The sequence below is a fragment of the Photobacterium angustum genome (assembly GCF_002954615.1).
In the GTDB taxonomy this organism is placed as follows: domain Bacteria; phylum Pseudomonadota; class Gammaproteobacteria; order Enterobacterales; family Vibrionaceae; genus Photobacterium; species Photobacterium angustum_A.
Map to the genome: position 1 here is coordinate 1,133,044 of NZ_MSCJ01000001.1, position 26,094 is coordinate 1,159,137.

Sequence of the window (26,094 nt, forward strand, 5' to 3'; positions counted from 1 at the left end):
TCGTTGTCCACTTATGTATAAAAGTAATGACTTAAACACCTTTCTTTATTGGTTATCGCAATTTCCTCCCATGAAGGAGATATCACCAAAGGTGTATTAGCCTCTAATAATGGCAGAAGATATTTCTTTGATTTTATTACTCATATATCGATGTGAGCATCAGTATGTTTAGTACAGATGCTCACTTATTTCATCTCTAACATGAATGTTATCTGTGTATTAAGTTATTACCATCAGAGCGGTGCAATGATAAAAATGACAAAGCAGAGATAACGGTTAGTAGCCCCATAGCAATGAATGTCTGGTGAAAATGAGACATATCATTGCCAGTGTAATAGGTTGAGAAAAAGTGTAAAACACACGCGCAGATAGCAAGACCAAAACTAATTGAAAGCAGTTGGGTTACCGCTAGCATACTGTTGCCTGCACTTGCATGTTTATCATCTAAATCAGCTAATGTTATGGTGTTCATTGCGGTAAATTGTGTTGCGCGAACAATACCTAACGCAAACAGTAATGGTAGGGCTAACCATAGAGATAACTGGCCTGATATAAGGGCAAATGCCGCTGTAATAATACCAATAACAATAGTGACCCAAAATAATGTTTTGCGATAGCCTAGACGTTTAAGGGTTCTTTCGACATATGATTTACCTAATAATGCGCCAAAGGCTAAGGGTACCATCATTAATCCCGCGTATAAGGCTGATGCTCCCATCCCAACTTGCAACATAAGTGGTATAAGAAAAGGAATAGCCCCTGTACCTAAACGAGAAAATATATTTCCACCGATACCAACAGAAAAAGTCCTAGTCTTAAAAAGTGATAAAGGAATAAGCACGTTTTGTTTTTTTGATGCGTAATAAATATAAGTAACGAGAAGAGTAAAACCAATTAATAAGGTTATAACTGGAATTAAAGCCGTCTCTGATTTAGTTAAAAGTTCAATGCCGCTTAAAAGAGTAATTAAACTTGAGCTAAATAGAATAAATCCCCAACCATCAAACTTACTCGCAGTTGAAGTAAAGTTAGGCATGTAGCGTTTGGTCATCCATAGCCCAATAATACCGACAGGGATATTTATTAAGAATATCCAATGCCAACTTGCATAAGTGACTAATACGCCACCAAGTACAGGGCCGACAACGGGACCGATTAATCCCGGCATTGTTGCTAGGTTTAACGCGTGAACAAATTCATTACGTGGATAGCTCCGCAATAATGCTAAGCGTGCTACAGGTACCATCATGGCGCCACCAACCCCCTGGAGAATGCGAGACAGTACCAGTTGCGTCAGTGTGTTAGATAATCCACATGCCAACGACCCCAGTGTAAATAAGCCTACAGCCCAGCCAAAAATAACTCGGGTGCCAAATTTGTCAGCAAGCCAGCCACTAATAGGAATTAAGATCGCAACAGTCAGAGTATAGCTAATGATGGTTAGCTGCATAGTCAATGGCGATTCATGTAAGCTTTTGGCCAAGGAGGGGATTGCTGTATTTATTATTGTGGCATCAAGAGTCTGCATAAAAAAAGCAATACCCGCAATCCATGGTAGCCATGTTAGTTGTTTTGTTGGTTTCGCCATAGTCACCTCAATAATGGTAACGATATTCCGCGCGCAGAGTTGCAAGAAGCATAAAACAGTGGGGAGGAAATAACGATGGTTATACGTAATGTATTATTACTATATCAGTTGTAACTTAACCTGAAGTGAATCGTGTAAAACATGCTTGTTACGGCATAACATGATAGGAAATATAGAGCTAAACTGGTGTTAGAGAGGTGAAAAGGAGAATCGGTGAATGCATAAAAAACGGATTTTTTTAATCGCATTTATGGTGCCTATTATTTACGGCATAATTTGGTTTTTATCTCTGTACGTAAGTACGGATCTTAATCATTTCTTTTATGAAAACCATATCGTATTTTTGTATTTAGCATTGCCATGGTCTTTCTTTACTATAGAAGTGGGTGCAATTTGTAGTACCTATACCAATAGTTATATCTGTAACCCACTTAGTATCTTATTAATAAGCATTGGTTTTGCTATAAATGTCGTTGTAAGCACGATTATATTAGGTGGGTTGGGTAAGATATTTAAGAGATAAAATGAATAGTACTAAATTCATTTCAATATCAATAATATGCAGCTTATTAAGCTGTTGACTGTTTCTGAGAATAAAAAAACGACTGTATTAAGACAGTCGTTTGTAAGAATTTGAAGGCTAACGAGGTTTATTCTGGCACATATTCTAATGGTGCTTCTAAGTCTTTAAGCACCATTTTTTGAATGTTAATTCCTAACATCATGATGATTAAACACCAATTGAGGAAAGGGAGTTTGCCTGATTGAATGCTTTCAACAAACTGACTAGGGTTCCAACTAAATAGCTCACAGATATTCTGTGCTGTCATTTCTTCAAATAAACCACTATCAATTAGTTTGGCAAATTGTTCGTTGGTTGGGCATACAAAAGTATTACGAGCACCAAATGCTGATGGCTTGAATAAGCGTAATACGCGACGAATATCCTCAACTGGGATCACTTTGCCATTAGTTGCAATGCTTTGTTTGCCAATTAATGCCGCTAAGAAACACCAACATGGGTATGGAATAGTCGACACATTGAAAGGTTCTTTTTTGTATTTCGCTGTCCAGCTACTTACATTCTTCTCTTGCAAACCCGTGACTAACGCTAACTTCTTCGCATCATAGCCATGATCTTTCAGTAGGTTAATGATTTCAGCGACTTCTGATACGAAAGGCTTTGTCCAATTTTCGTATGAGGTAAATACATTTTCTCTAATCAAAATGCTATTCCAATATGGGATTCAATAGATTGGCGCTGATCATACGTGTTCACGCGACGATGTCCATTAATATCCCATTACCTTGTTAAAATCCTCAAATAATTAACGACTAAATCTGTCGTTTTATCTAGTTAATTGGTTTTCTTAGGGCTAAGTTCTTGGATTACCTTCCAATCATCAGCAGGTAAAGTGAATGAGTCACTAAGCTCTATGGTTTTATTGCTTTCTTTCTTGGCGCTAACAAGTGTGGCGGTGTAGTGAATTTTTGCATTATGTGTTGTGTTATTCACATGTGCTAGATCTAACACGATACCTGATGCTCGCGCTTTATCGATAATATAATGCCCATCCCAAGTTAAGTTGGCATCAATATTTTTATTTTTTTGATTGAAGTTTTGGGTATTTTGACCTGCAAGTAAGGTTTGAAGGCTGTGTTGATTTAGTGAAATAGTTAAGTAATGTTCGGTATCTTTTGACAAGATAATACTGACTGCTGGGGTGTTGTTTAAGTCGAAGTCAGTGGCAATGCCGACGTGAGTTAATGTACCGTGGATTTGGTGATCGTGTTGCTGATTACATCCAGTGAGTAATACGGTGGCAAGTAAAACACTTGCGATGGTTATTCCTTTCATACTATCTCCTCTGTGACGCACTGTATTGTGCCGTTAGCAAAACTAACTCTTTGAGGATATAGACCTCATAGCTCGTTATGTCAGCAGATTGTATGAATTACACGTTGCTTTTTTATTATTAGGTTAGATGATGAATGAATAACAGAGATAATTCTTGTAAATATACTAGCCATAGTGCGCAAATTTAATGGTATATGACATCTTATTATTCGCCTATTGATGGATGGAATTAAAAACAAAACCCAAGAAAATAGAACAAGGCATAGAAACAAATAAAACCGATCACAAAACCAATGAGATGGTGTATGAATGAAGGTATCTCCGGTTTATGCTTGCGCGCTTTGTTTTTTGTTACACGGTAACATGCTAGGGCGATCAAAAAGATGATGGTGACAGCAAGGATATAAAATACGTTTTGTTGTGGCTGTGATTGCGTTGATTCTGCAAGTGCAAGGGGAGAAAAAAGAGCTGCACAAGTAAGAAGATAAGATAGTTTCATGGTACTTAACTCATAATAAATAAAACTTACGTTAAAACTAACTGTTATTAGCAGCAATCATTGTTATTACAAGCTGTTATTGCATAAGTGTATGTTAAGCAGATAAAAAAATATCGGCATCCTGCCGATATATAAGTCATAAGAGATTGGCGTCCTTGCCAATTTAAGAGAGCTTTATAATTTTGCGTTAAATGCTTTTTTAAGTTCGTTACGTTCTTCAGTCACTAGCGCTAATTCATTTTTTAAGCGTTTAAGTTCTTCGTGAATGTTTTCATGAACGGGTGCATCAATAACAATATCTTTACCGCTTTCTGAGCGAACGATAACGTGTGAGCGTCCTGCAAACAGTGCTAAGAATCCCCATACAACACAGACGGCAAGTGTCATATATAGTGGCGCTTCCCAGCTATGTGTTGATTCATGTAGCGAGCCAAAAATAATCGGGCCAGTTGCTGCAAGTAAGTAACCCATACATTGTGCCATGCCTGATAGTGCGGCTGCTTGGTGGGCATCATGAGTACGAATACCAACAAATGACAGGCCAAGAATAAAACCACCACCACAGCTAAAGCCAAAGCAAATTACCCAGATTAATGCGTGTTCTGGCATCATAAGTAGGCCAAGAATACCGATGAAGGCTAAGACAGCCATCGCAAAGCTCATTGCACGTTTGTCTTTCATTTTTGCCATTAGTGGGATAAGTACTAGTGCTGGTACGGCAGTTGAAAGCTGTAATACACCATGTAAGTAACCCGCTTGGTTCTCTGTGTAGCCGTTATCAATTAGGATACTTGGTAACCAACTGATAAAGATGTACATGATAAAAGAGTTTAAGCCTAAAAAGATGGTAACTTGCCATGCTGCCGCTGAACGCCATAGGTAGCTATGGCTATCAATATCAGCCGTATCAGCTGAAGGGCGAGTGTGACCTGATAATTGTGGCAACCATACAATAATTGAAATAATAGGGAAGATCAGTACGGTTGCTAAAGCAAATGCCCAATGCGGAATTGCAGTAATTCCCATTGAACCTGCTAGGTTCATCATTGGAATAGCAGTACTTGAACTTAACGTTGAGCCAATACCCATGATTAATACATAGACAGCAGTCAAAGTAGTAACTTTTGTTGGGAAGTCTCTTTTTAGTAAGCTTGGCAGTAATACGTTACCAATTGCGATTCCTATACCGATAATGCATGTACCTAAAAATAGCATTAAGGTTGATCCACCGGAACGGATAAGCACACCACCGCCAACAAGAACAAGGGCGATCATAAGAGATGGCTCTAAGCCAATTTTACGAGCAAGGCCAGATGATACCGGTGAAAATAGGGCAAAAGCCAACAAAGGCAAAGTAGTTAACATACCGGCTTGTGTTGCACTTAAACCTAAATCTTGTGAGATGAACTCTAGAATAGGTCCTAATCCTGTAAGTGGCGCACGTAGGTTACTTGCAATAAGTAAAATACCCAGGATAACCAATGCTGGTCGTGCAACTTTAGGGACTGTTTTTTTATTTTTATGTGACATAGGTCTCTCCTTAAATCTTTAATGACATAATACCTCTCCTAATTTTTTCTGTATTAAGTTATATTGACAGTAGATATCTAAATTCGGACAAATTATGAAGTATAGTATCCATTTCCCTGAGTTTGACTCCGATCTTTATCCACAAAAGGTCGTTGCATTGCGCCTATCTGGGTTAGAGAAGGATGAAGAAATCCCAGTCCATCAACACCGTAAAGGACAACTTGTTCTTCCTTTAAGTGGTTTTGTTCGTTGTAAAATTGCAGACGCTATCTGGATGGTTCCCGCGAATTGCGCAGTTTGGATCCCAAGCCAAATACCTCATAGTAATAGTGTTTCTCCTGATGCCGATACTTGTATGCTATTCGTTGATCCAGATGTAGTTGGAATGCCATCTAAAGCGTGCACATTATCTATTTCTCCACTTTTACGTGAGCTTATTGTTCGTTTAACGGAATCCGATCTTTCATATACACCCAAATGTAAAACCGCAAGGTTAGCGGATGTGTTGATTGATGAATTAACGAGCATGCCATCTGAACATTTTGATTTTCCAATTCCAACCGAGAGTCGATTACACAGTATTGCTTTAGAGCTCATTAATAACCCGAGTGATCGCAGTACTGTTGGTGAATGGGCAAGTAAATATGCGATGAGTGAAAGAACCTTGGCGCGTTTGGTGAAGCAGGAATTAGGATTAACCTTTGGGAATTGGCGTGGACAGCTTCATATTGTAATTGCCTTGCAAAAACTGTCATCAGGGGAGCCTGTACAGCGAGTATCTGAAGATTTAGGTTACGAATCAGTAAGCGCCTTTATTACTTTCTTTAAGAAAACGCTCGGACGACCACCTAAGCAATACATTAAAAAACGGATTAATGATTAAATTCTTTAAAAGCTGTTTATAGGGGATTAGATTTGATTAAAGGTAAATAGTCTATTTCTTTATTTGTATGGCAAATAGGTGTTTTATGTCTCGTTGGCTGGCTTTTCACGCCGCCTCAGCGGCACTATTGACAACTTTTCTATAAGTTAATAGAGAGTGAACCGTTAGCTTATAAGCTTCATATCCTCTTGAACGGTGAAAGATATCACCATAGTGATAGAATCAAGGATGCGGTATTTTGCATTACCTACATCTTACTGTTCAAACATCAATCCAATAGCAGCTAAGGCTACTAATGCTGCTAATGAATGAGACGTCAAGGAACACTTTGATTTCAGGTCTACGTATTCAAGTTGATTCGGTGTGACGTTTTATTTTTATGTGATATACATCTTTTGTTCAGATATTTTTGGTACAAGTTATTCCTTAAAGCGATTATTTTACTAAATTATGACAAAAAATATGACTTTAAATAAAACTATCCCTTCGTTTGATTCAGATTCGTATTCTCAAAAAGCAGTGGCAATGAGATTTTCAAGGTCTGATGTCGATGAAGAACTCCCGTTTCACACTCATCGGAAAGGTCAATTGGTATTACCTTTAAGTGGCTGTGTTCGATGTAAAATTGCGAATGCGATTTGGATGGTTCCTACAAATTGCGCCGTTTGGATCCCAAGCCAAGTGCCTCACAGTCTTACTATTTCAGATGATATCGATATTTGTAATTTATTTATTGAGCCAGATGTAATTGGTCTACCTGAAAAAGCTTGTACTTTATCAGTGTCTCCTTTATTACGTGAGTTGATAGTTAAGTTAGCAGAGCTCGATCAGTTTTATGAAGACGAAGGGAATACTGCGAGATTGGTTGACGTTCTAATATATGAATTATCGACAATGTCTTCTGAACAGTTTGATTTTCCGATTCCAGAAGAACCTCGTTTACAAAAGATCGCTTTAGCTTTAATTGCGAACCCAAGTGAGCGTAGTACAGTTGGCGAATGGGCAAATAAATATGCGATGAGTGAAAGAACCTTAGCGCGTTTGGTTAAGCAGGAATTAGGGTTAACTTTTGGTAATTGGCGTGGACAGCTTCATATTGTAATTGCACTACAAAAACTGTCATCGGGGGAGCCTGTGCAGCGGATATCAGAGGATTTAGGCTACGAATCGGTAAGCGCATTTATTACTTTCTTTAAGAGAACCTTGGGGCGACCACCTAAGCAGTACATTAAAAAAAGGGTTAATGATTAAGTTTTTTAGATATTTTTTCTCATCATCTCATGGCACATGTGCGTTTCTCTGCTGGGGCTGACTAATTGCCATCCTTGTATATATGAACAATGGATGTTTCTCCATATCGGTCAAATCAGGGGGCTTTGATAAAGTTAGATTTACTTTAGAGCTATTATTAACAGAATCACTTTACAATAAGCGGGTAGGGACTACCGATAGTGAAATTATCTTCTTATTGATGTTCAAAAATGGATTACAAACCGATCCTCTCCCAGCTATTAATCAAACTCTGCATATTGATTATAGTAACTCACTGACTTTTTATGATCTGATTGTGGATTAATCTGCTCTTATATATTCGGATTTATACCTTTCTTCATGATGTAACATTTTTATTAGTTAATCTCTACGTCCCGATTAAGTGATATCGCAGTGCCTACTAGTAAACTCAGTCAAAGAGACGAGCTATGAAAATGATGCTTTTCTCATTATTGTGCCTATCACTACGAACGATGTTTATAGTTGTAAAAAAGGTGGCTATTGTGCATGGTTATCTATCGTAGTTGATGACATCAAACAAAAAATAGTTAGAGCAATAAAGACTTTCAATGTTTGTTAATTATTATCCTATCAATACGAGCTGTATAATAAATATTCAATTTTTTATCGCTAATCAAAACTTGTAACATAAATATGTAACGTCATGATCTACCAATTAAAAAGCTATGTAATGATAGAGGTGCATAGTTTTTTATTTGAAAATAAAGGAGTTTTTGACTGGTCTTTATGCTTTTTAGCTGCTAATCTCTCGTCCCTCACAAACAACGTGAGATATTTATGCCAAGTAATGCATGTCAAATAGCTGATAGTAACAACACATCTTTGAACTCAGATTCTTCTCGTTTTGAAGCAAAACTAGTTCCAATTCTAACTATTGGTTTCATTTCCTTATTCATCTTTGCTGCACTGGCTGATATGTCCAGTTTTACAGCATTAATTCAAACTAGCTTTGAATCTGCAGCTAATACTTTTGGTTATAGCTGGCAGATCTTAATGCTGGTTAACTTTCTTATTGCTTTAGCCATTGCTTTTAGCCCTTTGGGTAAAAAGGTGATGGGAACAGTTAAAAAACCAACAATCGGTACTTTCCGTTGGTTAGCCATGATCATGTGTACTTTATTAGCTGGTGGTGGCGTATTTTGGTCTGCCGCTGAGCCAATTTACCATTTCATTACACCACCGCCGACATTTGAAGGTGTTGTTGGATCAACACAACAAGCTGTTGACCCTGCACTGGGTCAAGCGTTCTTACACTGGGGCTTTTTAGCGTGGGCTGTATTGGGCACGTTGGCAACAATTGTATTAATGTATGCACACCATGAACATGGCGTTAAATTACGTCCTCGTGCTTTGCTTTTTCCTATCTTTGGAAAGAAGCTAGAAGATCACTGGTTAGGTAGTGTTATTGACGCTTGCTCAATTATTGCCGTTGCAGCTGGTACAATTGGCCCTATTGGTTTCCTAGCATCGCAGTTAGGTTATAGTTTAGAGTTACTAACAGGGCTTGAAAATAACGTTCAATCTCAGTTAATGATCCTTGCAGTCGTTGTGTCTATTTATTCTATTTCTGCTGCGTCAGGAATGGATAAAGGTCTACAGTGGCTATCACGCCTAAACGTGATTGGTGCGTTTGGACTATTACTAGCAATGTTATTCTTAGGTCCAACGAAATTTATTTTAACTGAGTTTGGTAGCGCGTTTGGTGATTACATTCATCATTTTGGCGAGCTTAGCTTAGCGAATGATAAGCCTTCTTGGAATGTATGGTGGACATGGTTCTTCTGGGGTTGGTTTATCGGTTTTGCACCTATGATGGCAATCTTTATTGCACGTATTTCAGAAGGACGTAGCATTCGTGGTTTAGTTCTTGCGGTTGCGATTGGTGCGCCTATCGTGACGAATTTCTGGTTCGCTGTATTAGGTGGTACTGGTATTTTCCTTGAACTACAAACACCGGGTGTAATTTCTGGTCCACTGAATGACGGTGGTTTACCGGCGGTATTATTAGCATCACTGTCTAACTTACCATTTAGCGGTATTTTATTACCTGCGTTTCTTGTGTTGACGACAACATTTGTTGTTACCACGGGTGATTCAATGGCATATTCGATTGCGATGGTGGTATCTGGTGATAACGAACCTGATAGTAAGCATCGTTTGTTCTGGGCGATCACTATGGGTGTGGTTGCTGCGGTATTATTGCTTGCAGGTGATGGTGGCTTAAATGCACTGCAATCCTTCATTGTGATCACTGCTGTTCCTGTTTCTATCTTGATTGCGTTCACATTGATCAGTGGCCCAATCGCTGCATACAGAATGACATGTGCAACAAAACAAGTGGCTGCTTAATACGGTATATCATCTATTGATGGTGACATACCGTAAATGAAAAACGCCCGATATTGCTGTTAGAAATAACATGCACTATCGGGCGTTTTTTATTATGGACTATAAGGTTTGTTAGAAATGACAATCAAGGCGAAGGTTATACCGTATCAATCTGCCCATCTTTCGCTTTCGCTTTACAACGTTTGACTAACTGTAATGTCATGCCTCTAAAAATGAATAGGTGTGCAGGCATCATAGCGAACCAGTATAAAAGACCTTTAAAACCTTTCGGGTGCCACCATGCTCGAATATCCACTGAGCGGTGATCACCATGATCATTAATGGTAAATTCTAATCGTCCCAAACCTGGCGCTTTCATTCCAAACAGGAGTGATAAGAAATGGTTTTCTTCAAGACTGATCACCTTCCAAGAGTCAATGCGATCGCCCAGTTGTAAATGTTGAGGATCACGGCGATAACGTTCTAGAGCATTACCACCAATCATTGAATCCATCCATTCACGAACACGCCATAGACTGTTGGCAAAAAAGTAACCTTCTTTTCCACCAACCAGCTGAACTTGTCGCCATAAATCTTCAGCACTCGCATCGGTTTTTAACGTGTAGCCCGCTTGTTTAGGGTAATAGCCATAATTAGATTTCCAGCGCGATAATGCATCAGGGTCAAATCCCCAAATTTCACTATCAATGATCTCATCATTCATCTCTAATGCTTCTGATACCGCATCATCGTAACTGATTAAGACCTGTGGGATGTATTGCTGCAACTTGCTACCATCTGCTGGTAAATCATATTGCAAGCCGTTGATCAATGCTCTCGCAATATTGGTCGGTACTGAGGTAATAAAACGCAGCCAATAAGCTGCCATAGCAGGACTTAAGAATTTAAGCGGTATCACGCGAATTTTCTTATTAAGCAGTGTACCTAAACGTACCATTTGATCGCGGTAAGTCAGCTGCTCGGGGCCTGCAACATCAAAAATGAGGTTTTCATTATTGGGTTTTTTAGTTAGTTCAGTTAAATAAAATAACAAGTTTCTAAGTGCAATAGGAGAATTGCGAGAACTGACCCATTGTGGCGTTAGCATCACAGGTAGATGACTTACAAAATCGCGCATCACTTCAAAAGCGGCAGAGCCTGGGCCTATAATGATTCCAGCACGTAATTCGACGATAGTTTTACCACTATTACGAAGAATGTTACCTGTTTCTTTACGAGCGAGTAGGTGAGTTGAAGCTGCGTCTTCAGATTGTAGCGCGCCCAAATAGATAACTTGCTCAACCTGGCTGTGTTCTAGATATTGGCTAAAGTGGCGTGCACAGTCTAATTCAAAATCTATAAAATCATGACCATGATTCATGCCATGCACAAGGAAGAAAACGATATCAACACCGTGAAAGAGATCCGTAAGGTCGCTACCATCATTGAGATCAAGGTAAATTAATTCAAGATTATCAATATCATTCCAGCCCCGCTTTCTTAGCAGCTGTAAGTTGCGGCCAGTTGCTTTAACGTGATGACCTTGATTTAGCAATTCTGGCACTAAATGGCTACCAACATAGCCTGAGGCACCGACCACTAGAATTGTTTTTTTCATTACCTCATTGCTCCATTTCCTTATGGTGTTACTTAAGAATAGTTATCGTAGATATAAAAATTATATTTTTGTTAATTGTAACCAAGTTCAGAATAATAGGTATGGCATCAAGTTATTTTCGCGATTAGCATAACATTTCATGTCAAATTGATTCTCTATCTGTGTGCTTTATTTTAGATAATTATTCTACTTATATCACGATAGATCATCAGTAATTTTTACCAATGGTTATTCGATAGTGGGCTTTACATTATCGATTGTTGTTATTAGGGATAATTGCAATGCCAACACTTATTCTTCAACAATTTGATCGAGGTTTTCTTCGTTCGTTATTTTGGATTGCTTTACCTATTGCCTTGCAGTCAATGTTGTTTTCGAGTCGAAGTCTTGTCGATATTTTGATGCTAGGTCAGTTAGGCAATGCCCAAGTAGCAGCTGCTGGTATTGCAGGTAAAGCCTTTTTTGTTGCCATTATTATGCTATTTGGCGTCTCGACAGGCGGTGCGATGTTAACTGCTCAATTTTGGGGGGCGAATAATAAGCAAGGAGTACGAGAAGCAACAGCCTTAACCGTGATGATCAGCGGTTGTTTTGCTTCAGTCGCAGCGGCACTGTTTTTATTTGCGCCAGAATGGATCATGGGACTTGCGACACAATCTCCTAAAGTTATCGCTTTAGGTTCTGATTATTTACGTATTACGGCATTTAACTTACTCGGTGCTGCATTTGGTATTGGTATCGCTGTGGGTTTACGTTCGATGCACCAGCCCGGTGTCAGTACCTTTTTTAGTGCGATTGGTATTGGTGCCAATATGTTCCTTAATTGGGTGTTAATTTTTGGTAAATTTGGTTTGCCAGCGATGGGGATCAAAGGTGCAGCATGGGCGACGTTGCTTAGTGGTGGTATTGAACTGGTATTACTTGCGTCTTATTTATATGGACGCAAACATTTATTAGCGTTTAACTTTAAAACAGTTGTAGCTGTTTGTAATAAGAAAGATATTCAGCGTTTTCTTAAACTATCATTACCGATTACATTTAATCACCTTGCATGGGCGGGGGGAATTTTTGTATATCATGCGATTATTGGTCAATTAGGTATTAATGGGCTTGCTGCAATGTCGGTGATCACACCGATTGAGTCGTTATCACTTGCAATGTTGATCGGTATTTCAAATGCATCAGCTGTATTTATTGGTAATTTACTTGGTGCCAATAAAAATGATGAAGCCTATTTAAAGGCATGGGCATTTTCGTTACTTAATTTAAGCTTTGCTTTATTAACGGTATGTGTGATGTTTTTAATTAAACAACCGTTATTAAACTTATTTTCAGGGCTAACAGAGGATGTACGCGCTTTAACTGATCATTTCTTTGATATTTTTGCCATTATTCTGGTGTTGAAAAGTATTCCAATGGTGATGATTGTTGGTGTATTACGGGCTGGTGGGGATATTAAGTTTTGCTTCTATCAAGATATTATTGCGCAATGGATGATCGGTATTCCTGTAACCGCATTCTGTGCATTTGTTTTACATTGGCCGATAGAGTGGGTTTATGCTTTATTGGGTTTAGAAGAGCTGATCAAATGGTTTGCATCATCGTTTCGTGTACATTCACGACGTTGGATGAATAATTTAGTCGCTTAAAAATATGGCCTAATAGGAGAGGTTTACTCCGACATATTTAGGCCATTTTTAGTCTGATAACATGACTTTATTTATTCTGCTAAGTACCAATATCCAAGATTTATAAGCTGAGTAAGTAGCGTTAATACGGCTGGGTGATGAATGGCATTACCTAGTGATTCAGCGGTAACGACTTGCTCATTACAAAACTGTTTTGCAGTGTCTGCACATTCATCGGGTAATACGTATTGTTCACCATTGATGAAGATGATCTCAGGTTGAGCATCATGATAAAACGCACGTAAGCCGCTAATGCGATTAAAGCTATCGCCATTCATTAAGCATTGATATGTTTCTTCATTACTCCACTCGGGATCAGACGGAACAATATCTAACTCGTGACGATTTTGGCTTAAATGTTCGCCCATCCATTGTTTTAACAAATGCGGGTGGTCAAGCAAACTGCGCATCATGGCTTCAAGCTCATGGTAGTCTTGCTCTGAAATAGCACCATTACAACTACGGGTAGAGAGTGATGGATTGTGGTAGTGGACATCACCAATATCATTTGAGATCACAAAATCAGCAAAGGTACTTAATAACTCTTGTTTTTTCGGTGAACGGAAACCGATAGAAAAGCTCATGGATGTTTCCACAGAATAACCATCATGTGGGAAACCGGGTGGAATATATAAAATATCTCCGGTTTCTAACACTTCATCAATGATCGGTTCAAAACCTTTTATCTGGCGTAATGCCGAATGACGGAACTCTTCCTCATAATCATCGCGTTTCTCACCTACACGCCAATGACGCTTACCTGAGCCTTGAACAATAAATACATCATATTGGTCAATATGAGGACCTACACCGCCACCAGGAGTTGAGTAACTGATCATTAAGTCGTCAAACAACCAGCCTGGAAGTTGACGAAAAGGAGCGACTATTTGTGCAGCACCTTCATGCCAATGATTAGCGGCTTGTACGATGAACGACCAATTATCTTCTGGCGTATTATCGAAGGTTAATGGCCCATGCTGGACTTCCCATTGGTCATCTTTTTTTGCAATGTAGCGAGAATCAACTTCTTCTTCCATCGCGAGCCCTGCTAATTCGTCAGGGCTGATAGGATCGACAAAGTGCTTAAAGCCACCTTTAATAATGGTTGGCTTTTTTTGCCAATATTGGGTGAGAAATTCTTCTAGGGAGAACGTTAATTGATACATTCGCAAGCTACTGATTATGAAATAGGCGATGAGTATAACGTAATTAAAAAACATCGACGGATATTTATGTTGCTAAGTGTCATAAATATGTAAATACAATCTGGAATTAACGTCTTTATATTCATGAAAACAGATGAAATAACAGCAAATATATTGATGTTAGGCATGGTTACAAATTCACAGTGTAAGTTATAATTTTTTATAAAAGCTAAGATTGTTAATAATAAGTGACTTAAGTTAAGTGATACTATTTATCGCGACTTTGACAATTGAAATGACTTTAATGACAGTGCTATTTGCTGTAAATTTGCCGCGTAAATGCGTGACGTATTTATTTAGTTATTTTAATCAATTGCTCAAATTTTAAGTAGTTGATGTGATCTCAAGTGTTGGTGATATAAATGTTACGACTCGCAGGACTCTGCAAAGGATACCGTGACGGCTCCGAATTTCATTTTGTGCTTCAAGGAACGAATTTAGATCTTGAACCCGGTGATCAAGTTGCGTTAATGGGTGAAAGTGGTTCAGGTAAAAGTACGTTGTTAAACCTAATTGCAGGGCTAGATACTCCTGATGAAGGGGAGATTTGGCTGGGCAATACACCCATACATTCTATTTCAGAGCGAGAACGAACAGCCTTTAGGCGCGATAATATTGGTTTGGTTTTTCAGCAATATAATTTATTACCGACATTAACCGTTGCTGATAATATTAAATTTTGCCGTCAGCTTAAGGGATTAGCGTCAGATGATAAATTATGGCGCCAGTTGATCTCTGCATTAGACCTTATGCCGTTGTTAGAGCGTTATCCTGAAGAAATATCAGGAGGACAGCAGCAACGTGTAGCGATTGCACGTGCAATTTACATGGAACCTAAGATCCTGTTAGCCGATGAGCCAACAGGTAGCCTTGACGAACGCAACGCAGAAGCCGTTATTCGATTACTTCTATCACTCACTAAAAAACTACACTGTACATTGCTGGTAGTAACACACAGTAAGAAAGTCGCATCACATATGCAGGGTCATGTTCGTCTGCAGGGAGGGCAGCTTCATGTTACGCCCCGTAGTTAATGCGTTATGGGGGCATTATCGACGTCACCCGTTTCAAATTATTCTCGTATGGTTGGGCCTAACGTTGGGTATTGCCTTACTTGTTGGCGTCATGGCTGTAAACCAGCAAGCAAAAGAAAGTTACCGCGAAGGTGAACAACTTTTTTCTAATCCTTTTCCTTATCGCATTCGCCACGTACAAATGGGGATGAAAGTCCCACAGGGTTTTTATATTCAAATGCGCCGAGCTGGATTGAAAACCTGCTCGCCGATGGAAGAATATCGCATCGTGACAGATCAGCAACGTGACTTTCAATTGCTAGGTATTGATCCCGTTACAATGATGTCTGTGTCAGGCTCGAATGGATTAGATGAAAGTAGACTAAAACTACTGGAATTAATGCGTCCACCTTATCCGATCATGATTGGTCAGCAGCTCGCAAATTATATTGGTTTGTCTGATGGCAGTATGATTACGTTAGATTCTGGCAAGAAAATTGGCCCAATCGAGATTATTCAAGACGAGAGAATGAATCAACCTCGTATGATTGCCGATATTGCACTGCTGCGAGAATTGAACCCAAGTTCTGGTTTTACCGCTGTTGTTTGTGGAGAAATGAGCCGAAAACAATTAAGTAAGTTAACTCATATTCTTCCTCCAGGATTAACCTTAGAGCGTAAACAAAGTGCGAAATTAGAGCCATTAACCAATGCATTTCACTTAAACTTGTTTGCAATGGGTATGTTGTCGTTTGTGGTCGGGTTGTTTATTTTCTATCAAGCGATGTCGTTATCTTTTGCCCAACGTCAGCCATTGGTTGGTGTGTTGCGTCAATTGGGCGTTACTAGTAGGCAAATCGCGAAAGCGTTAGTTTTTGAATTAATAGCTTGGATCGTTTTAGGGCTTATAGGCGGTAATTTATTGGGTTTGTTATTAGCTCAGCAATTACTGCCTAGTGTCGCTGCCTCTCTCAATGATCTTTATAGCGCTAACGTTAGTTTACAAATTCAGTGGCATTGGATGTGGGGGCTGGCAAGTTTGGCTATTGCATTCTTTGGCTGTGCGTTTGCCTGTACTTGGCCTTTGATTCGTTTAGTTAGATCGCAACCATCACGACTCGCAGCACATTTGTCTTTAATTCGCTTTAGTGGTCGGGAATTTGCTTGGCAAGCATTGTTTTCAGGTATTTTCATGTTGATTGCGTTTGGCATCTATCAATTGCCTCACGGACAACTTGCTGGCTTTGCGCTGATTGCGTTTATCTTGATCGCTTCAGGCTTATTCATGCCATACCTGATGTGGAAATTATTTTTATGGCTCGGCAAGCTTTGTCGTTCAGCACAATTACGTTGGTTTTTTAATGATGCCGCGGCAAGCTTGAGCTATCGAGGTGTTGCTGCGATGGCATTTATGCTGGCTTTAGCATCAAATATTGGTATGGAAACCATGGTGGGTAGCTTTAGAAACACCACTGAAAGCTGGTTAGAGCAACGGTTAGCTGCTGATATTTATATACGTCCATCCATGAACATGGCACCACGTATTTCTAAGTGGTTACAAGATCAACCAGAAGTTGCGCAAGTTTGGTGGAGCTGGCAAAAAGAAACGCCGTCTGACGCTGGTACTATTCAAGTCATGAGTATTGGTGATACTTCTGGCGAGAAAAAAGCGTTAGTCGTTAAACAAACAGCTTATGGCTATTGGAAAACGCTGCACACAAGCCGCTCGGTAATGGTGAGTGAGTCTATAGCACTGAAAAATCATTGGGATGTGGGAGATACCATTAATTTACCCGCACCGATGAATAAAGGCTGGAAAATTGTCGGTATTTACTATGACTATGGTAACCCTTATGGTCAGGTTTTGATTTCACAGTCTAAGTGGCAGCGTTTCTGGCCGCATTCTGGGCAAGTAGGATTAGCTATTCACCTTAATAAGAACGTAAATCCAGATAAATTACTTGCAGATCTTGGTGCTCGTTTCCGTTTACAACCTGAACGTATTCGTAATAATGCAGCCTTGATGAAAGAGGCGATGGGGGTTTTTGATCGTACTTTTGTTGTGACCTCAACGCTTGGACATTTAACCTTGTTCATTGCGATATGTGGTTTGTTTTTTGCCACGATAGCAGGGGAAGTATCACGTCAACGTCAGTTTGCGTTGTTACGTTGCATGGGTATGACAGGTCGAGAGCTGGCATTACTTGGTGGTGGACAGTTGCTGTTTATTGGTGTGATTACCTCGTTAATAGCACTACCGCTAGGTTTGTTTCTTGCCCAACTGTTAATTGATGTGGTGCTTAAATACTCCTTTGGTTGGACAATGCCAGTGCAATATTTCCCTGTGGATTATTTGACGACATTGGGTACAGCGTTATTAGCCTTGTTGGTGGCTGGAGCCTGGCCTGTTTGGCGTTTGGTTCGTCGCTCTGCAATCTTGTCTTTAAGGGAGTCATTCTAATGAAGATGTCACTAATATGGCTCTGTCGCGTTGTAGTTACCCTAACGTTAGCGTTGCTTTTAAATGCTTGCGATAACCAAAAAGCACCGAGCAAATCTGTGGAATCACTGACTCAATCAACCGACTATGTGTTTGAGCCTGTAGTGAAAGGTAACAAGCTGCAATTTCCTAAAGATTATGGTTCACATCCTGAGTATCGTGCTGAATGGTGGTATTTCACCACTAACCTTGAATCTGAAAGTGGCAAGCAAATAGCGTTGCAATGGACATTATTCCGAATGGCGACGGGGGATGAAGAAACCAAAGGTTGGAAAACGCCACAAATGTATATGGCGCATGCGGTGATCACAACTGATAAGAAAACATGGCGAGCAGAGCGTTTTGCCCGCGGTGGAATAGGGCAAGCAGGGGTGGTATTAAACCCATTTCGAGCATGGTTAGATAACTGGACATGGCGCTCAAAAGATAATTCACCGTTTCCCGGTAGGCTTGAATTTGCTGATGATAATATGAAAGCAATTTTAGATATCACACAAGCGGGATCGATAGTTTTACAGGGTGATAATGGTTATAGCCGTAAACACCCACTGCTAGATATTGCCTCTTATTATTACAGCGCGCCCTTTTTGAATGTAAAAGGGATGCTAGAGCTTGATGGCGAAACCTATCGCGTAAAAGGCCAAGGTTGGTTTGATCGTGAATGGAGTAGCAGTATGCTTAGCTTGCAGCAGCAGGGATGGGATTGGTTCTCTATTCACCTTGATGATGGCAGTGCATTGATGGTTTCTCAACTACGTGAACACGGTGAAAAGCCTTACTTTTTTGGTTCTCGTTCATGGAAAAATGGTAAAGTGGTTAAGCTTGATAACCACCAGATCCGCATGAAACCGATTAAATATTTTTCCGTTAAAGGAAAGCAGTTCCCGTTAATATGGGAAATCGAGATACCATCACAATCCATAAAGATTAAAACAACAGTTGTTCGTCGAGAACAGTGGTTACCTTTTATTTTCCCTTATTGGGAAGGACCTATTCGGGTCAGTGGTAGTCATAAAGGAAAAGGCTTTATGGAGCTTACTGGATACGAATAATACTGATAAAAGCCGACTCGTTCGGCTTTTTTCTTATCTGATATTTGTGAACAAGATCTAAGTTTAAATTCAAGGCACTGTTATTGTGATATTTTACTTGAAAGTGAGAGATTATTTGTGGAAATAAAAGCGCAATGCCAGTGTGGTCAGGTTTCTTATGTATTAAAAAATAAGCCATTAAAAGTCTTTGCTTGTCATTGCAAAGAGTGCCAAAAACTATCAACTAGCCCATTTAGTATTACAGCGGTGATTGCTGCAGAAGATATTACATTTAGTGGTGAATTAAAAATGTGGAGTCGTAAAGCCGATAGTGGCAACACCAATACGGCGGTATTTTGCCCTGAATGTGGTAATCGTATTTATCATTTTAACCCTGATGATCGCTCTACAGTTAAGCTTAAACTTAAGCCTGTTGCTTGCGTTGACGATGTTATGTTCCAGCCACAAATGCATGTTTGGGTAAGTGAAAAAGTGAGCTGGTATCAATTACCTGAAAATGTACCGTGTTATCCAAAGCAAGCACATTAAGCCCATTTAAAAGAGGTGTGAATGAATTTTACTTTTATTGATGATGATGAAATCTTGCTGTTAGCAACACCTATAATGGATAACTTAATGGATGCGTCAACAAGGCAAGATCATTCAGCACACGTTCGCGATTTTACTCCGCGATTAAAGGCTATTGTGACGAAAGATTACCTTAAACAAGTGTGCGAACAATACCAATCGGAAAAAGGCTTTTTTACTGAACGCTTTCCTGTTGCAGTGTTTAAAAGACCTGACTCTGTTGTTATTGTGTGGAAGCAATTTTTCAGCAAAGCAGAAGGTGAGTTTATGGCTGAAATGGTATTAGTTTGCCAAGAAGATCGTATTCTTTGCGATCATGTTATGGTGCTTTAGTCTCTCAATTTAAATCTTATCTGGCATGAGCAGTTAATGATGTGTTTAGCTATATAATACGTTTCCATTTCGTAATGTGTTGTATTCATGCCAAAACTTAACTTACATCGCCCGGATTATGTGACCTCCATGCTAGGTCAGCTTTCTTCTTCGCAATTACATCAACGCCTAGATCCCATTGTAACACCACCAACAAAAAAGTTACCGCGTAACCCATATGTCAGTGATCGTACCATAGCTAAACGCTGGGAAGTGTTGAATAACATTAACTCTCAAACTGTTTTGTATGATACCGAAACCCAGCAACAACAGCATTGCTACGAAAAGAACATTGAAAACTTTATTGGCTCAGTAAAGTTGCCGTTAGGTGTTGCTGGACCTTTAAAAGTGAATGGCCTATTTGCTAGTGGTGAGTATTTTGTGCCATTAGCAACAACAGAAGCTGCATTAGTTGCATCCTATCATCGTGGAGCCTTACTAATTAGTGAAGCGGGAGGAGCAAGTGCAATTTTGTTAAACGAAGGTGTAACACGTGCACCGGGATTTGCATTTGAATCACTTGTGCAGGCGAGTAAGTTTATTACTTGGGTCACAACACAATACGATACTTTTAAAACGATTGCAGAATCAACTACGCGCTACGGTAAGCTATCAGACATTAATTTGAGCATGGAAGGTAATCATGTTTACTTAGTTTTTGAATATCTAACCGGTGATGCATCAGGTCAAAATATGGTAACGATTTCGACCAATGCCGTTTTTGAATATATTCTTGCTAATACGCCTATTAAACCTGTTGAGGCATTCTTAGACTGTAATTTATCCGGTGATAAAAAAGCAACAGCACAAACGTTGCGTTCGGTTCGTGGGAAGAAAGTGACTGCTGAAGTACATTTAAGCCGTGAACTAGTGAAGAAATATCTTCATACAACGCCTGAAAAAATGGTCGACTTTGGTAAAATGACGACAGTAGGCGGGGCATTAAGCGGTACTATCGGTGTTAATGCACATTATGCGAATGCACTTGCTGCATTTTATATTGCGTGTGGGCAAGATGCGGCATGTGTAGCGGAATCTTCTGTTGGTATAACGCGAATGGAACTAAATCAACAAGATGGGCTCTGTGTATCTGTAACATTACCAAATTTGATGGTGGGAACAGTCGGTGGAGGAACACATCTCCCGAGTCAAAAAGCGTGTTTAGAGCTATTAGGTTTATATGGAAGTGGCCAATCGCAAGCATTAGCAGAAGTGTGTGCGGCACTATGTTTAGCAGGTGAGCTTTCAATTATTGGGGCTTTTTGTTCAGGCCATTTTGCCAAAGCGCATCATCGGTTAGCACGATAAGTCTAATCAAGTCGTTCATTGCATGGAGTGTAGAACGCTGTGTTACAAAAAAAGATAGAACAGATTAACTCGCAGAATAATTTCTTTTTTCTGACGATAGCTTTAATAAGCTTATTAATTAGTGCATCACTAGAGAAAGTGATCCCCCATGGTTTTGTTCAATATGCGTTAGAAGCCTTTACTGTCATTACGTTTCTTGTCTGCTTATTAAGTTTACGTTTTGATAGATCATGGTTTCGGTTTTTAACATCTTTGGTCGGAATCTGGATTATGGCAATGATTGCTAGGATCCTCTTAGGTATTGAAGAAATTGAAATTATTATGCTATCGCTGATGTTTGTTTTCTTCTTTGGCACGTTTAAGTCTATTATGCGTCAGATCTTGTTCACAGGCTCAATAAATACCAATAAGATCATTGGCTCTATGGCATTATTTTTATTGCTCGGCTTAATGTGGGCGATTGCGTATTTGATTCTTATCCGTGTTTTTCCCGATTCAATTCATGGAATCAATTCAGGGCCATGGCATGAGAATTTCTCTGATGCGGCGTATTTTAGTTTTGTTACCTTAACGACATTAGGTTATGGCGATATTTTACCGGTTACTCCGATTGCGAAAGTCTTCGCATATTTAGAAGCCATTGTCGGCGTATTTTATATGGCAATCGTAGTATCGAGTTTAGTCAGCTCTAGTGGTAGTAAGCATTTAGGTCGTGATGAGTAGTTAACTATCGTTTGATAAAAGCGATAGTCGTTGTTTTTGAACGTTATTGAGTATTTATAAACAATGAATCGTTTTTTTAAAAAAGTTTATGACTATATTAACCCAACGGTTAATCCAGAGCTTGAGCCTGCATTCGATGAATGGCAAAAGCATATTCCAACATTATGGCTTTTAGGTAAAACCGGTGCGGGTAAATCGACGGTTATTCAAGCTATTACAGGAAGTAGTTCGGTTGAAATCGGTAATGGTTTTCAACCGTGTACACGTACTGCAGAAGTTTACCAATATCCAACAGATAGCCCTTTAGTCCGCTTTCTTGATACCCGTGGTTTAGCAGAAGCTAATTATGATCCTGCTGAGGACATAGCGATGTGTAGTGGCAAAAGTCACGCATTGATCGTTATCATGAAAGCTGAAGAACCTGAGCAATCATCAGTTCTTGACGCGTTAAAAACAATTAAGCGTTCAGGAAAAATTAAGCATTTATTGGTTGTTCATACCGCAATAAATAGCCTGATTGATAGCCAAGAGCGTGAGCGAGCTATTTTTTATAACCATCAGCGAGTGATGGAGGTATGGGGTATTAAAGAGTCCGTTTGGCAAGCGAAAAATACGGATGAAAAATTAAATACTTATCAGCCAATTAGTGTTGATTTGATCCCTGATGATCAACAGTATATCGGCTTAGATACCTTAAATGCTGTTCTTTCTGAAACGCTGCCTATGTTGAGCTTGCTTTCAAATAAACAGGCACACAGTAATAGAGAAGAGCAAAACTTCGAGCGATTACGTAAAGAAGTCTTATGGTATGCAGGCGCTGCAGGCGCGAGTGATGCGATCCCAGCTATTGGATTATTTTCGGTTCCTGCGATTCAAGGAAAAATGTTACACAGCCTTGCCAATCAATATGGTGTAACGTGGAATAAGAAAGACTATGCAGAATTTATTAGTATGCTTGGATCTGGTTTCTTACTGCATTATATCTCCAAGCTAAGCGTTAATCAGTTAGTGAAGTTTATTCCTGCTTACGGGCAAACTGTCGGTAGTGCGACGGCTGCCGCAATGAGCTTTTCATCCTCTTATGCGATTGGTCGTGCAGCCGCTATGTACCTCTATCACCGTAGTAAAGGTGAAACCGTATCAAAAGAGTTATTAAAAACAACATATCAGCAAGCGTTTAAATCAGTTAAAAAAGTAGCTGAACAGCAAGTTAATCAAAATAACCTTGATAGTAAGGATAACCATGAAACGCGTAAATAAGAGTTATCAGCTTGTTAGTCAGCTATCAGATGGTTTTATTCCGCTGGTGGCTGTTGCTATTTTATTACCAGTTATCGTGTTATCAGGCTTTGGTATTGTCGCTTTAATCAATAATGGTCAATGGATACTGTTTTTCGCTTTAATTGCAATTTCGTGTCTAATTGTTTTTGTCCCTTATTGGTTTATTCGTCGTAAAAGAGTGGTGAATGATGCGGTCAGTGATGATTTAGCTCCATTGCATGTGGAAGGTAATCCACAATGGGGAGCGCATGAAAATCAGGTGTGGCAAGAAGTGACATTCATCATTCAACAACAACTGAGTGATGCACCTGAGTGGGAGTCATTACAAGCGCATTCATATGTCTTAGTTGCAGAAGTCGCGGATCGTTTTAATAAAGGTAAATCAGCCCAACACCTATCTTTTACTGCCCCTGAGTTTTTACTTATGGTGGAAGAAGTGAGTCGGCGTTATCGTTATTTTTTACAAGAGCATGTGCCATTTGCTGAGAAAATAACTTTAAAAAGCCTTCAGCAAGGTTATCAATTAAAGGATAAAGTGGGCTATGCGAAATCTGCCTATGATGTCTATCGATTATTTCGTATCGCAACTCCAACAGGATGGTTAGCAGAAGCGCGTGGATTAGTTTTAGGTAAGCTGTTTGATGATGTTAGCTTAGAAGTGCAAACCAAACTAAAAATGACCTTGCTACAAGAAGTTGCCTCAGTCGCAATCGATCTTTATAGCGGTCATTTCAAACTTGATGATGCTTCCGTTCCGCACAGTAAAATGCATGACAAAGATCAACAGGCAGCAGCGGTTCCTATTGAACCACTACGTGTTGCAGTAATAGGTCAAATTAGTGCGGGTAAATCATCTGTGGTTAATGGTTTACTCGGGGAAATGTCGGCAGAAATTAGTGCGTTACCTTCAACAGATAAAGCAACAGCGTATCGCTGCGAAGTCGAAGGAACTGATGTTATTAATTTAATTGATCTACCTGGTATTGACGGTACTGAAAGTATTAATCAAATGCTGCTAAAACAAGTCACGCAGAGTGATGTAGTTTTATGGGTACTTAAAGCGAATCAATCATCGCGCCAAGCTGACATCATGTTAAAACAGATGATTGAAGAATTTTATACACAACCGAAAAATCAGCATCGTAAAGCACCAAAGATTGTTGTTCTTGTTAATCAGGTGGATAAGTTGAAGCCTGTTGATGAATGGTTACCGCCTTATGATTTGAATGATATCCAAACCAATAAAGGGAAAATCATTTTAGATGCCGTTAATTACAACCAAAACTTGATGAAAAGCGACATTATCATTCCATTATCTGTTAGTAGTGAAAAACTGACTTATAACTTAGATGTGCTGCAAGAGAAGATTCAAGAGGTATATCAAGAGGGCATTAATACTCAGTTAAATCGACGTCGTATTGATGGTGATCGTATTGATTATACAGAGCAAGCTCAACGATTATATCGATTAGGCAAACTGGTTTTTGATACTGCAGTAAAATAAAAGTATATAAATGAAAAAAAGCCCTCAAGTGGAAACGAGAGGGCTTTTTTTATCATGATGTTAGCGAACTAAGAGGTACCCAAAAGGAAGTTTCCGTATTAGCTTCACTAAGATTAATGAAATGATAAAAGCAAAAGGTAATGCTAAAAAGCTGGATAATATCGGGTTGATATTAAGCATGAAAACCAAGTTAAAAAAGTAAATGACGATGAGCAAGTGACAGAGATATATGCCTAAAACATCTTTACTAAATGCTGTTGGCTTTAATCGCTCTCCAAAGTTAGGCTTTTCTTGAAGAAACAAGAAAATCCCTACAGCCCATATCGGTGAACTCAATAAGAAATCATGGTAAAAGGCGCCATTAGCGAAGAAATAGAGGTAATTTGCTTCAATTAAAAATATAGCAAAACCAATACTCGCAACAGTTAGGCTTAGCTTGGTGTTCAATGTTATCTGGCGACGATGTATTTCATAACCTAATACAACAAATAACGTACTAAAAAAAGGACCGTTACGGGTTAAAATTGGTGCTTCTATATTTGTAATTGGAACATAACTGCCTGCAGCACAACCATAAATGAATAATATAAAACCAACAGGTAATAGTAGGTTATCAAGGCGATATTTATGTAACAACGTTATGATGCCTATCGCGCAAATTAGAGCAGGAATGTACCACAAGTGTACAAGAGAACCTTCAAACAAAGTATTTAGTGGGTTTGCTAGTAAATTATTCCAGTGATTACTGCGTTCGGCAAGGTAACCGTCACTGAGTAGTATCGAAAAGTTAAATGGGATTATTAGAAAAACAACACTCCAACTTAACCACATAATGATCAGAGGTTTTGCGTACTTTGCAAAAACATCTTCTTTTGACTTGCTGGCGACTAATTTGGGGTAATAAAAATAGCCTGCAATAATGAAAAATAGCGGTACAGCAAAACGACTCATTTGATTTAAGAACATCCCAACAATGGGCTCTCCGAAAATCAACGGTGTTTTCATAAAGACTTGACTGTGTAAGCCTATAATTGCGAGTAAAGCAATGAGTCGCCCAGATTCAAAACTAGTAATACGCTTGTGTGTCATTACAGCATTCTCATCAAATAATTTCGCAAAGAAGGTAAACTTAAAAGTCTATTTTGTAAATTAAACTGGAGGGAAAAAGAGTGGTTAGCTGGAGGAATAGATATAAAATGTGATTAGTATCTCATACCGATATTTGTTTCGAGAAAAGACAATACATGAGAGCAATATATTGCCTTTTGCATGGTTATTAAAGCC

The 26,094-nt window shown here is 39.2% G+C and carries 21 protein-coding genes and 1 pseudogene; 14 read left to right on the plus strand and 8 right to left on the minus strand.

What is annotated here, in order from left to right; genetic code table 11:
• Positions 1–208 precede the first annotated feature (208 nt).
• The 5 genes from mdtD to BTO08_RS04920 form a co-directional block, all read right to left on the minus strand.
• On the minus strand, positions 209–1,588 hold the full coding sequence (gene mdtD, locus BTO08_RS04895) for a multidrug transporter subunit MdtD (protein ID WP_105060121.1): 1,380 nt from the start codon (positions 1,586–1,588) through the stop codon (positions 209–211).
• A 650-nt stretch (positions 1,589–2,238) separates the two neighbouring features.
• Positions 2,239–2,814 carry a hypothetical protein gene (locus BTO08_RS04905; protein ID WP_005368102.1) on the minus strand — a complete coding sequence of 192 codons (576 nt, stop codon included), beginning with the start codon at positions 2,812–2,814 and terminating at the stop codon, positions 2,239–2,241.
• 131 nt (positions 2,815–2,945) lie between these two features.
• Positions 2,946–3,446, minus strand: a complete 501-nt coding sequence (locus BTO08_RS04910) for a hypothetical protein (protein WP_105060123.1) — start codon at positions 3,444–3,446, stop codon at positions 2,946–2,948.
• A 229-nt stretch (positions 3,447–3,675) separates the two neighbouring features.
• Positions 3,676–3,945, minus strand: a complete 270-nt coding sequence (locus BTO08_RS04915) for a hypothetical protein (RefSeq protein ID WP_105060124.1) — start codon at positions 3,943–3,945, stop codon at positions 3,676–3,678.
• A gap of 174 nt (positions 3,946–4,119) precedes the next feature.
• The gene (locus tag BTO08_RS04920) at positions 4,120–5,475 is read right to left on the minus strand and encodes a CynX/NimT family MFS transporter (RefSeq protein ID WP_105060125.1); all 1,356 of its coding nucleotides are present in this window, start codon (positions 5,473–5,475) and stop codon (positions 4,120–4,122) included.
• 94 nt (positions 5,476–5,569) lie between these two features.
• Between BTO08_RS04920 and BTO08_RS04925 the strand changes: the two genes are divergently transcribed.
• The 4 genes and pseudogenes from BTO08_RS04925 to BTO08_RS04940 all read left to right on the plus strand — a co-directional run bounded on the left by BTO08_RS04925 (position 5,570) and on the right by BTO08_RS04940 (position 10,000).
• Positions 5,570–6,358 (plus strand): AraC family transcriptional regulator, encoded by a 789-nt coding sequence (locus tag BTO08_RS04925; RefSeq protein ID WP_105060126.1) that lies wholly within the window; start codon positions 5,570–5,572, stop codon positions 6,356–6,358.
• A 450-nt stretch (positions 6,359–6,808) separates the two neighbouring features.
• Entirely contained in the window at positions 6,809–7,609 is an 801-nt protein-coding gene (locus tag BTO08_RS04930) for an AraC family transcriptional regulator (protein ID WP_105060127.1), read from the plus strand.
• 11 nt (positions 7,610–7,620) lie between these two features.
• Positions 7,621–7,883, plus strand: a pseudogene (locus tag BTO08_RS22515) (class II glutamine amidotransferase); the annotation flags it as partial.
• A gap of 545 nt (positions 7,884–8,428) precedes the next feature.
• Positions 8,429–10,000, plus strand: a complete 1,572-nt coding sequence (locus tag BTO08_RS04940; RefSeq protein ID WP_105060128.1) for a BCCT family transporter — start codon at positions 8,429–8,431, stop codon at positions 9,998–10,000.
• A gap of 136 nt (positions 10,001–10,136) precedes the next feature.
• Here the strand turns inward: BTO08_RS04940 and BTO08_RS04945 are convergent, their stop codons facing one another.
• Positions 10,137–11,597 carry an SDR family oxidoreductase gene (locus BTO08_RS04945; protein ID WP_105060129.1) on the minus strand — a complete coding sequence of 487 codons (1,461 nt, stop codon included), beginning with the start codon at positions 11,595–11,597 and terminating at the stop codon, positions 10,137–10,139.
• 281 nt (positions 11,598–11,878) lie between these two features.
• Between BTO08_RS04945 and BTO08_RS04950 the strand changes: the two genes are divergently transcribed.
• The gene (locus BTO08_RS04950) at positions 11,879–13,246 is read left to right on the plus strand and encodes an MATE family efflux transporter (protein WP_105060130.1); all 1,368 of its coding nucleotides are present in this window, start codon (positions 11,879–11,881) and stop codon (positions 13,244–13,246) included.
• 71 nt (positions 13,247–13,317) lie between these two features.
• On the opposite strand, the gene BTO08_RS04955 is transcribed toward BTO08_RS04950, so the two are convergent.
• Complete coding sequence (locus BTO08_RS04955; protein ID WP_105060131.1) at positions 13,318–14,451, minus strand: cupin domain-containing protein; 1,134 nt, start codon at positions 14,449–14,451, stop codon at positions 13,318–13,320.
• A 401-nt stretch (positions 14,452–14,852) separates the two neighbouring features.
• Here BTO08_RS04955 and BTO08_RS04960 point away from each other — a divergent pair, with 401 nt between their 5' ends.
• From BTO08_RS04960 to BTO08_RS05000, 9 genes are all read left to right on the plus strand, one after another.
• Positions 14,853–15,524, plus strand: a complete 672-nt coding sequence (locus BTO08_RS04960; RefSeq protein ID WP_105060132.1) for an ABC transporter ATP-binding protein — start codon at positions 14,853–14,855, stop codon at positions 15,522–15,524.
• Positions 15,505–17,964 (plus strand): ABC transporter permease, encoded by a 2,460-nt coding sequence (locus BTO08_RS04965; RefSeq protein ID WP_105060133.1) that lies wholly within the window; start codon positions 15,505–15,507, stop codon positions 17,962–17,964. Before BTO08_RS04960 ends, BTO08_RS04965 begins: the two co-directional genes overlap by 20 nt.
• A complete protein-coding gene (locus tag BTO08_RS04970) occupies positions 17,964–19,055 on the plus strand; it encodes a lipocalin-like domain-containing protein (RefSeq protein WP_105060134.1) in 1,092 nt (363 codons plus the stop codon). Before BTO08_RS04965 ends, BTO08_RS04970 begins: the two co-directional genes overlap by 1 nt.
• Before the next feature lie 117 nt (positions 19,056–19,172).
• Positions 19,173–19,583 carry a GFA family protein gene (locus BTO08_RS04975; protein WP_105060135.1) on the plus strand — a complete coding sequence of 137 codons (411 nt, stop codon included), beginning with the start codon at positions 19,173–19,175 and terminating at the stop codon, positions 19,581–19,583.
• A gap of 21 nt (positions 19,584–19,604) precedes the next feature.
• On the plus strand, positions 19,605–19,955 hold the full coding sequence (locus BTO08_RS04980; RefSeq protein WP_105060136.1) for a hypothetical protein: 351 nt from the start codon (positions 19,605–19,607) through the stop codon (positions 19,953–19,955).
• 87 nt (positions 19,956–20,042) lie between these two features.
• A complete protein-coding gene (locus BTO08_RS04985; RefSeq protein ID WP_105060137.1) occupies positions 20,043–21,302 on the plus strand; it encodes a hydroxymethylglutaryl-CoA reductase in 1,260 nt (419 codons plus the stop codon).
• A gap of 39 nt (positions 21,303–21,341) precedes the next feature.
• Positions 21,342–22,025: a potassium channel family protein gene (locus BTO08_RS04990; protein ID WP_045128437.1), complete on the plus strand. Its 684-nt coding sequence runs from the start codon at positions 21,342–21,344 to the stop codon at positions 22,023–22,025.
• Between the two features lie 63 nt (positions 22,026–22,088).
• Positions 22,089–23,285 (plus strand): YcjF family protein, encoded by a 1,197-nt coding sequence (locus tag BTO08_RS04995; RefSeq protein WP_105060138.1) that lies wholly within the window; start codon positions 22,089–22,091, stop codon positions 23,283–23,285.
• A complete protein-coding gene (locus BTO08_RS05000; protein ID WP_105060139.1) occupies positions 23,269–24,810 on the plus strand; it encodes a GTPase family protein in 1,542 nt (513 codons plus the stop codon). Before BTO08_RS04995 ends, BTO08_RS05000 begins: the two co-directional genes overlap by 17 nt.
• A 60-nt stretch (positions 24,811–24,870) precedes the next feature.
• Here the strand turns inward: BTO08_RS05000 and BTO08_RS05005 are convergent, their stop codons facing one another.
• On the minus strand, positions 24,871–25,899 hold the full coding sequence (locus tag BTO08_RS05005) for an acyltransferase (protein ID WP_105060140.1): 1,029 nt from the start codon (positions 25,897–25,899) through the stop codon (positions 24,871–24,873).
• Positions 25,900–26,094: the final 195 nt, after the last annotated feature.

Coding starts and splice junctions, on each gene's coding strand:
- BTO08_RS04995 (WP_105060138.1), top strand. CDS start 22,089: ATGAATCGTTTTTTTAAAAAAGTTTATGACTATATTAACCCAACGGTT.
- BTO08_RS04950 (WP_105060130.1), top strand. CDS start 11,879: ATGCCAACACTTATTCTTCAACAATTTGATCGAGGTTTTCTTCGTTCG.
- BTO08_RS04985 (WP_105060137.1), top strand. CDS start 20,043: ATGCCAAAACTTAACTTACATCGCCCGGATTATGTGACCTCCATGCTA.
- BTO08_RS04910 (WP_105060123.1), bottom strand. CDS start 3,446: ATGAAAGGAATAACCATCGCAAGTGTTTTACTTGCCACCGTATTACTC.
- BTO08_RS04980 (WP_105060136.1), top strand. CDS start 19,605: ATGAATTTTACTTTTATTGATGATGATGAAATCTTGCTGTTAGCAACA.
- BTO08_RS04920 (WP_105060125.1), bottom strand. CDS start 5,475: ATGTCACATAAAAATAAAAAAACAGTCCCTAAAGTTGCACGACCAGCA.
- BTO08_RS05000 (WP_105060139.1), top strand. CDS start 23,269: ATGAAACGCGTAAATAAGAGTTATCAGCTTGTTAGTCAGCTATCAGAT.
- BTO08_RS05005 (WP_105060140.1), bottom strand. CDS start 25,899: ATGACACACAAGCGTATTACTAGTTTTGAATCTGGGCGACTCATTGCT.
- mdtD (WP_105060121.1), bottom strand. CDS start 1,588: ATGGCGAAACCAACAAAACAACTAACATGGCTACCATGGATTGCGGGT.
- BTO08_RS04925 (WP_105060126.1), top strand. CDS start 5,570: ATGAAGTATAGTATCCATTTCCCTGAGTTTGACTCCGATCTTTATCCA.
- BTO08_RS04915 (WP_105060124.1), bottom strand. CDS start 3,945: ATGAAACTATCTTATCTTCTTACTTGTGCAGCTCTTTTTTCTCCCCTT.
- BTO08_RS04930 (WP_105060127.1), top strand. CDS start 6,809: ATGACAAAAAATATGACTTTAAATAAAACTATCCCTTCGTTTGATTCA.
- BTO08_RS04945 (WP_105060129.1), bottom strand. CDS start 11,597: ATGAAAAAAACAATTCTAGTGGTCGGTGCCTCAGGCTATGTTGGTAGC.
- BTO08_RS04960 (WP_105060132.1), top strand. CDS start 14,853: ATGTTACGACTCGCAGGACTCTGCAAAGGATACCGTGACGGCTCCGAA.
- BTO08_RS04940 (WP_105060128.1), top strand. CDS start 8,429: ATGCCAAGTAATGCATGTCAAATAGCTGATAGTAACAACACATCTTTG.
- BTO08_RS04970 (WP_105060134.1), top strand. CDS start 17,964: ATGAAGATGTCACTAATATGGCTCTGTCGCGTTGTAGTTACCCTAACG.
- BTO08_RS04955 (WP_105060131.1), bottom strand. CDS start 14,451: ATGTATCAATTAACGTTCTCCCTAGAAGAATTTCTCACCCAATATTGG.
- BTO08_RS04965 (WP_105060133.1), top strand. CDS start 15,505: ATGTTACGCCCCGTAGTTAATGCGTTATGGGGGCATTATCGACGTCAC.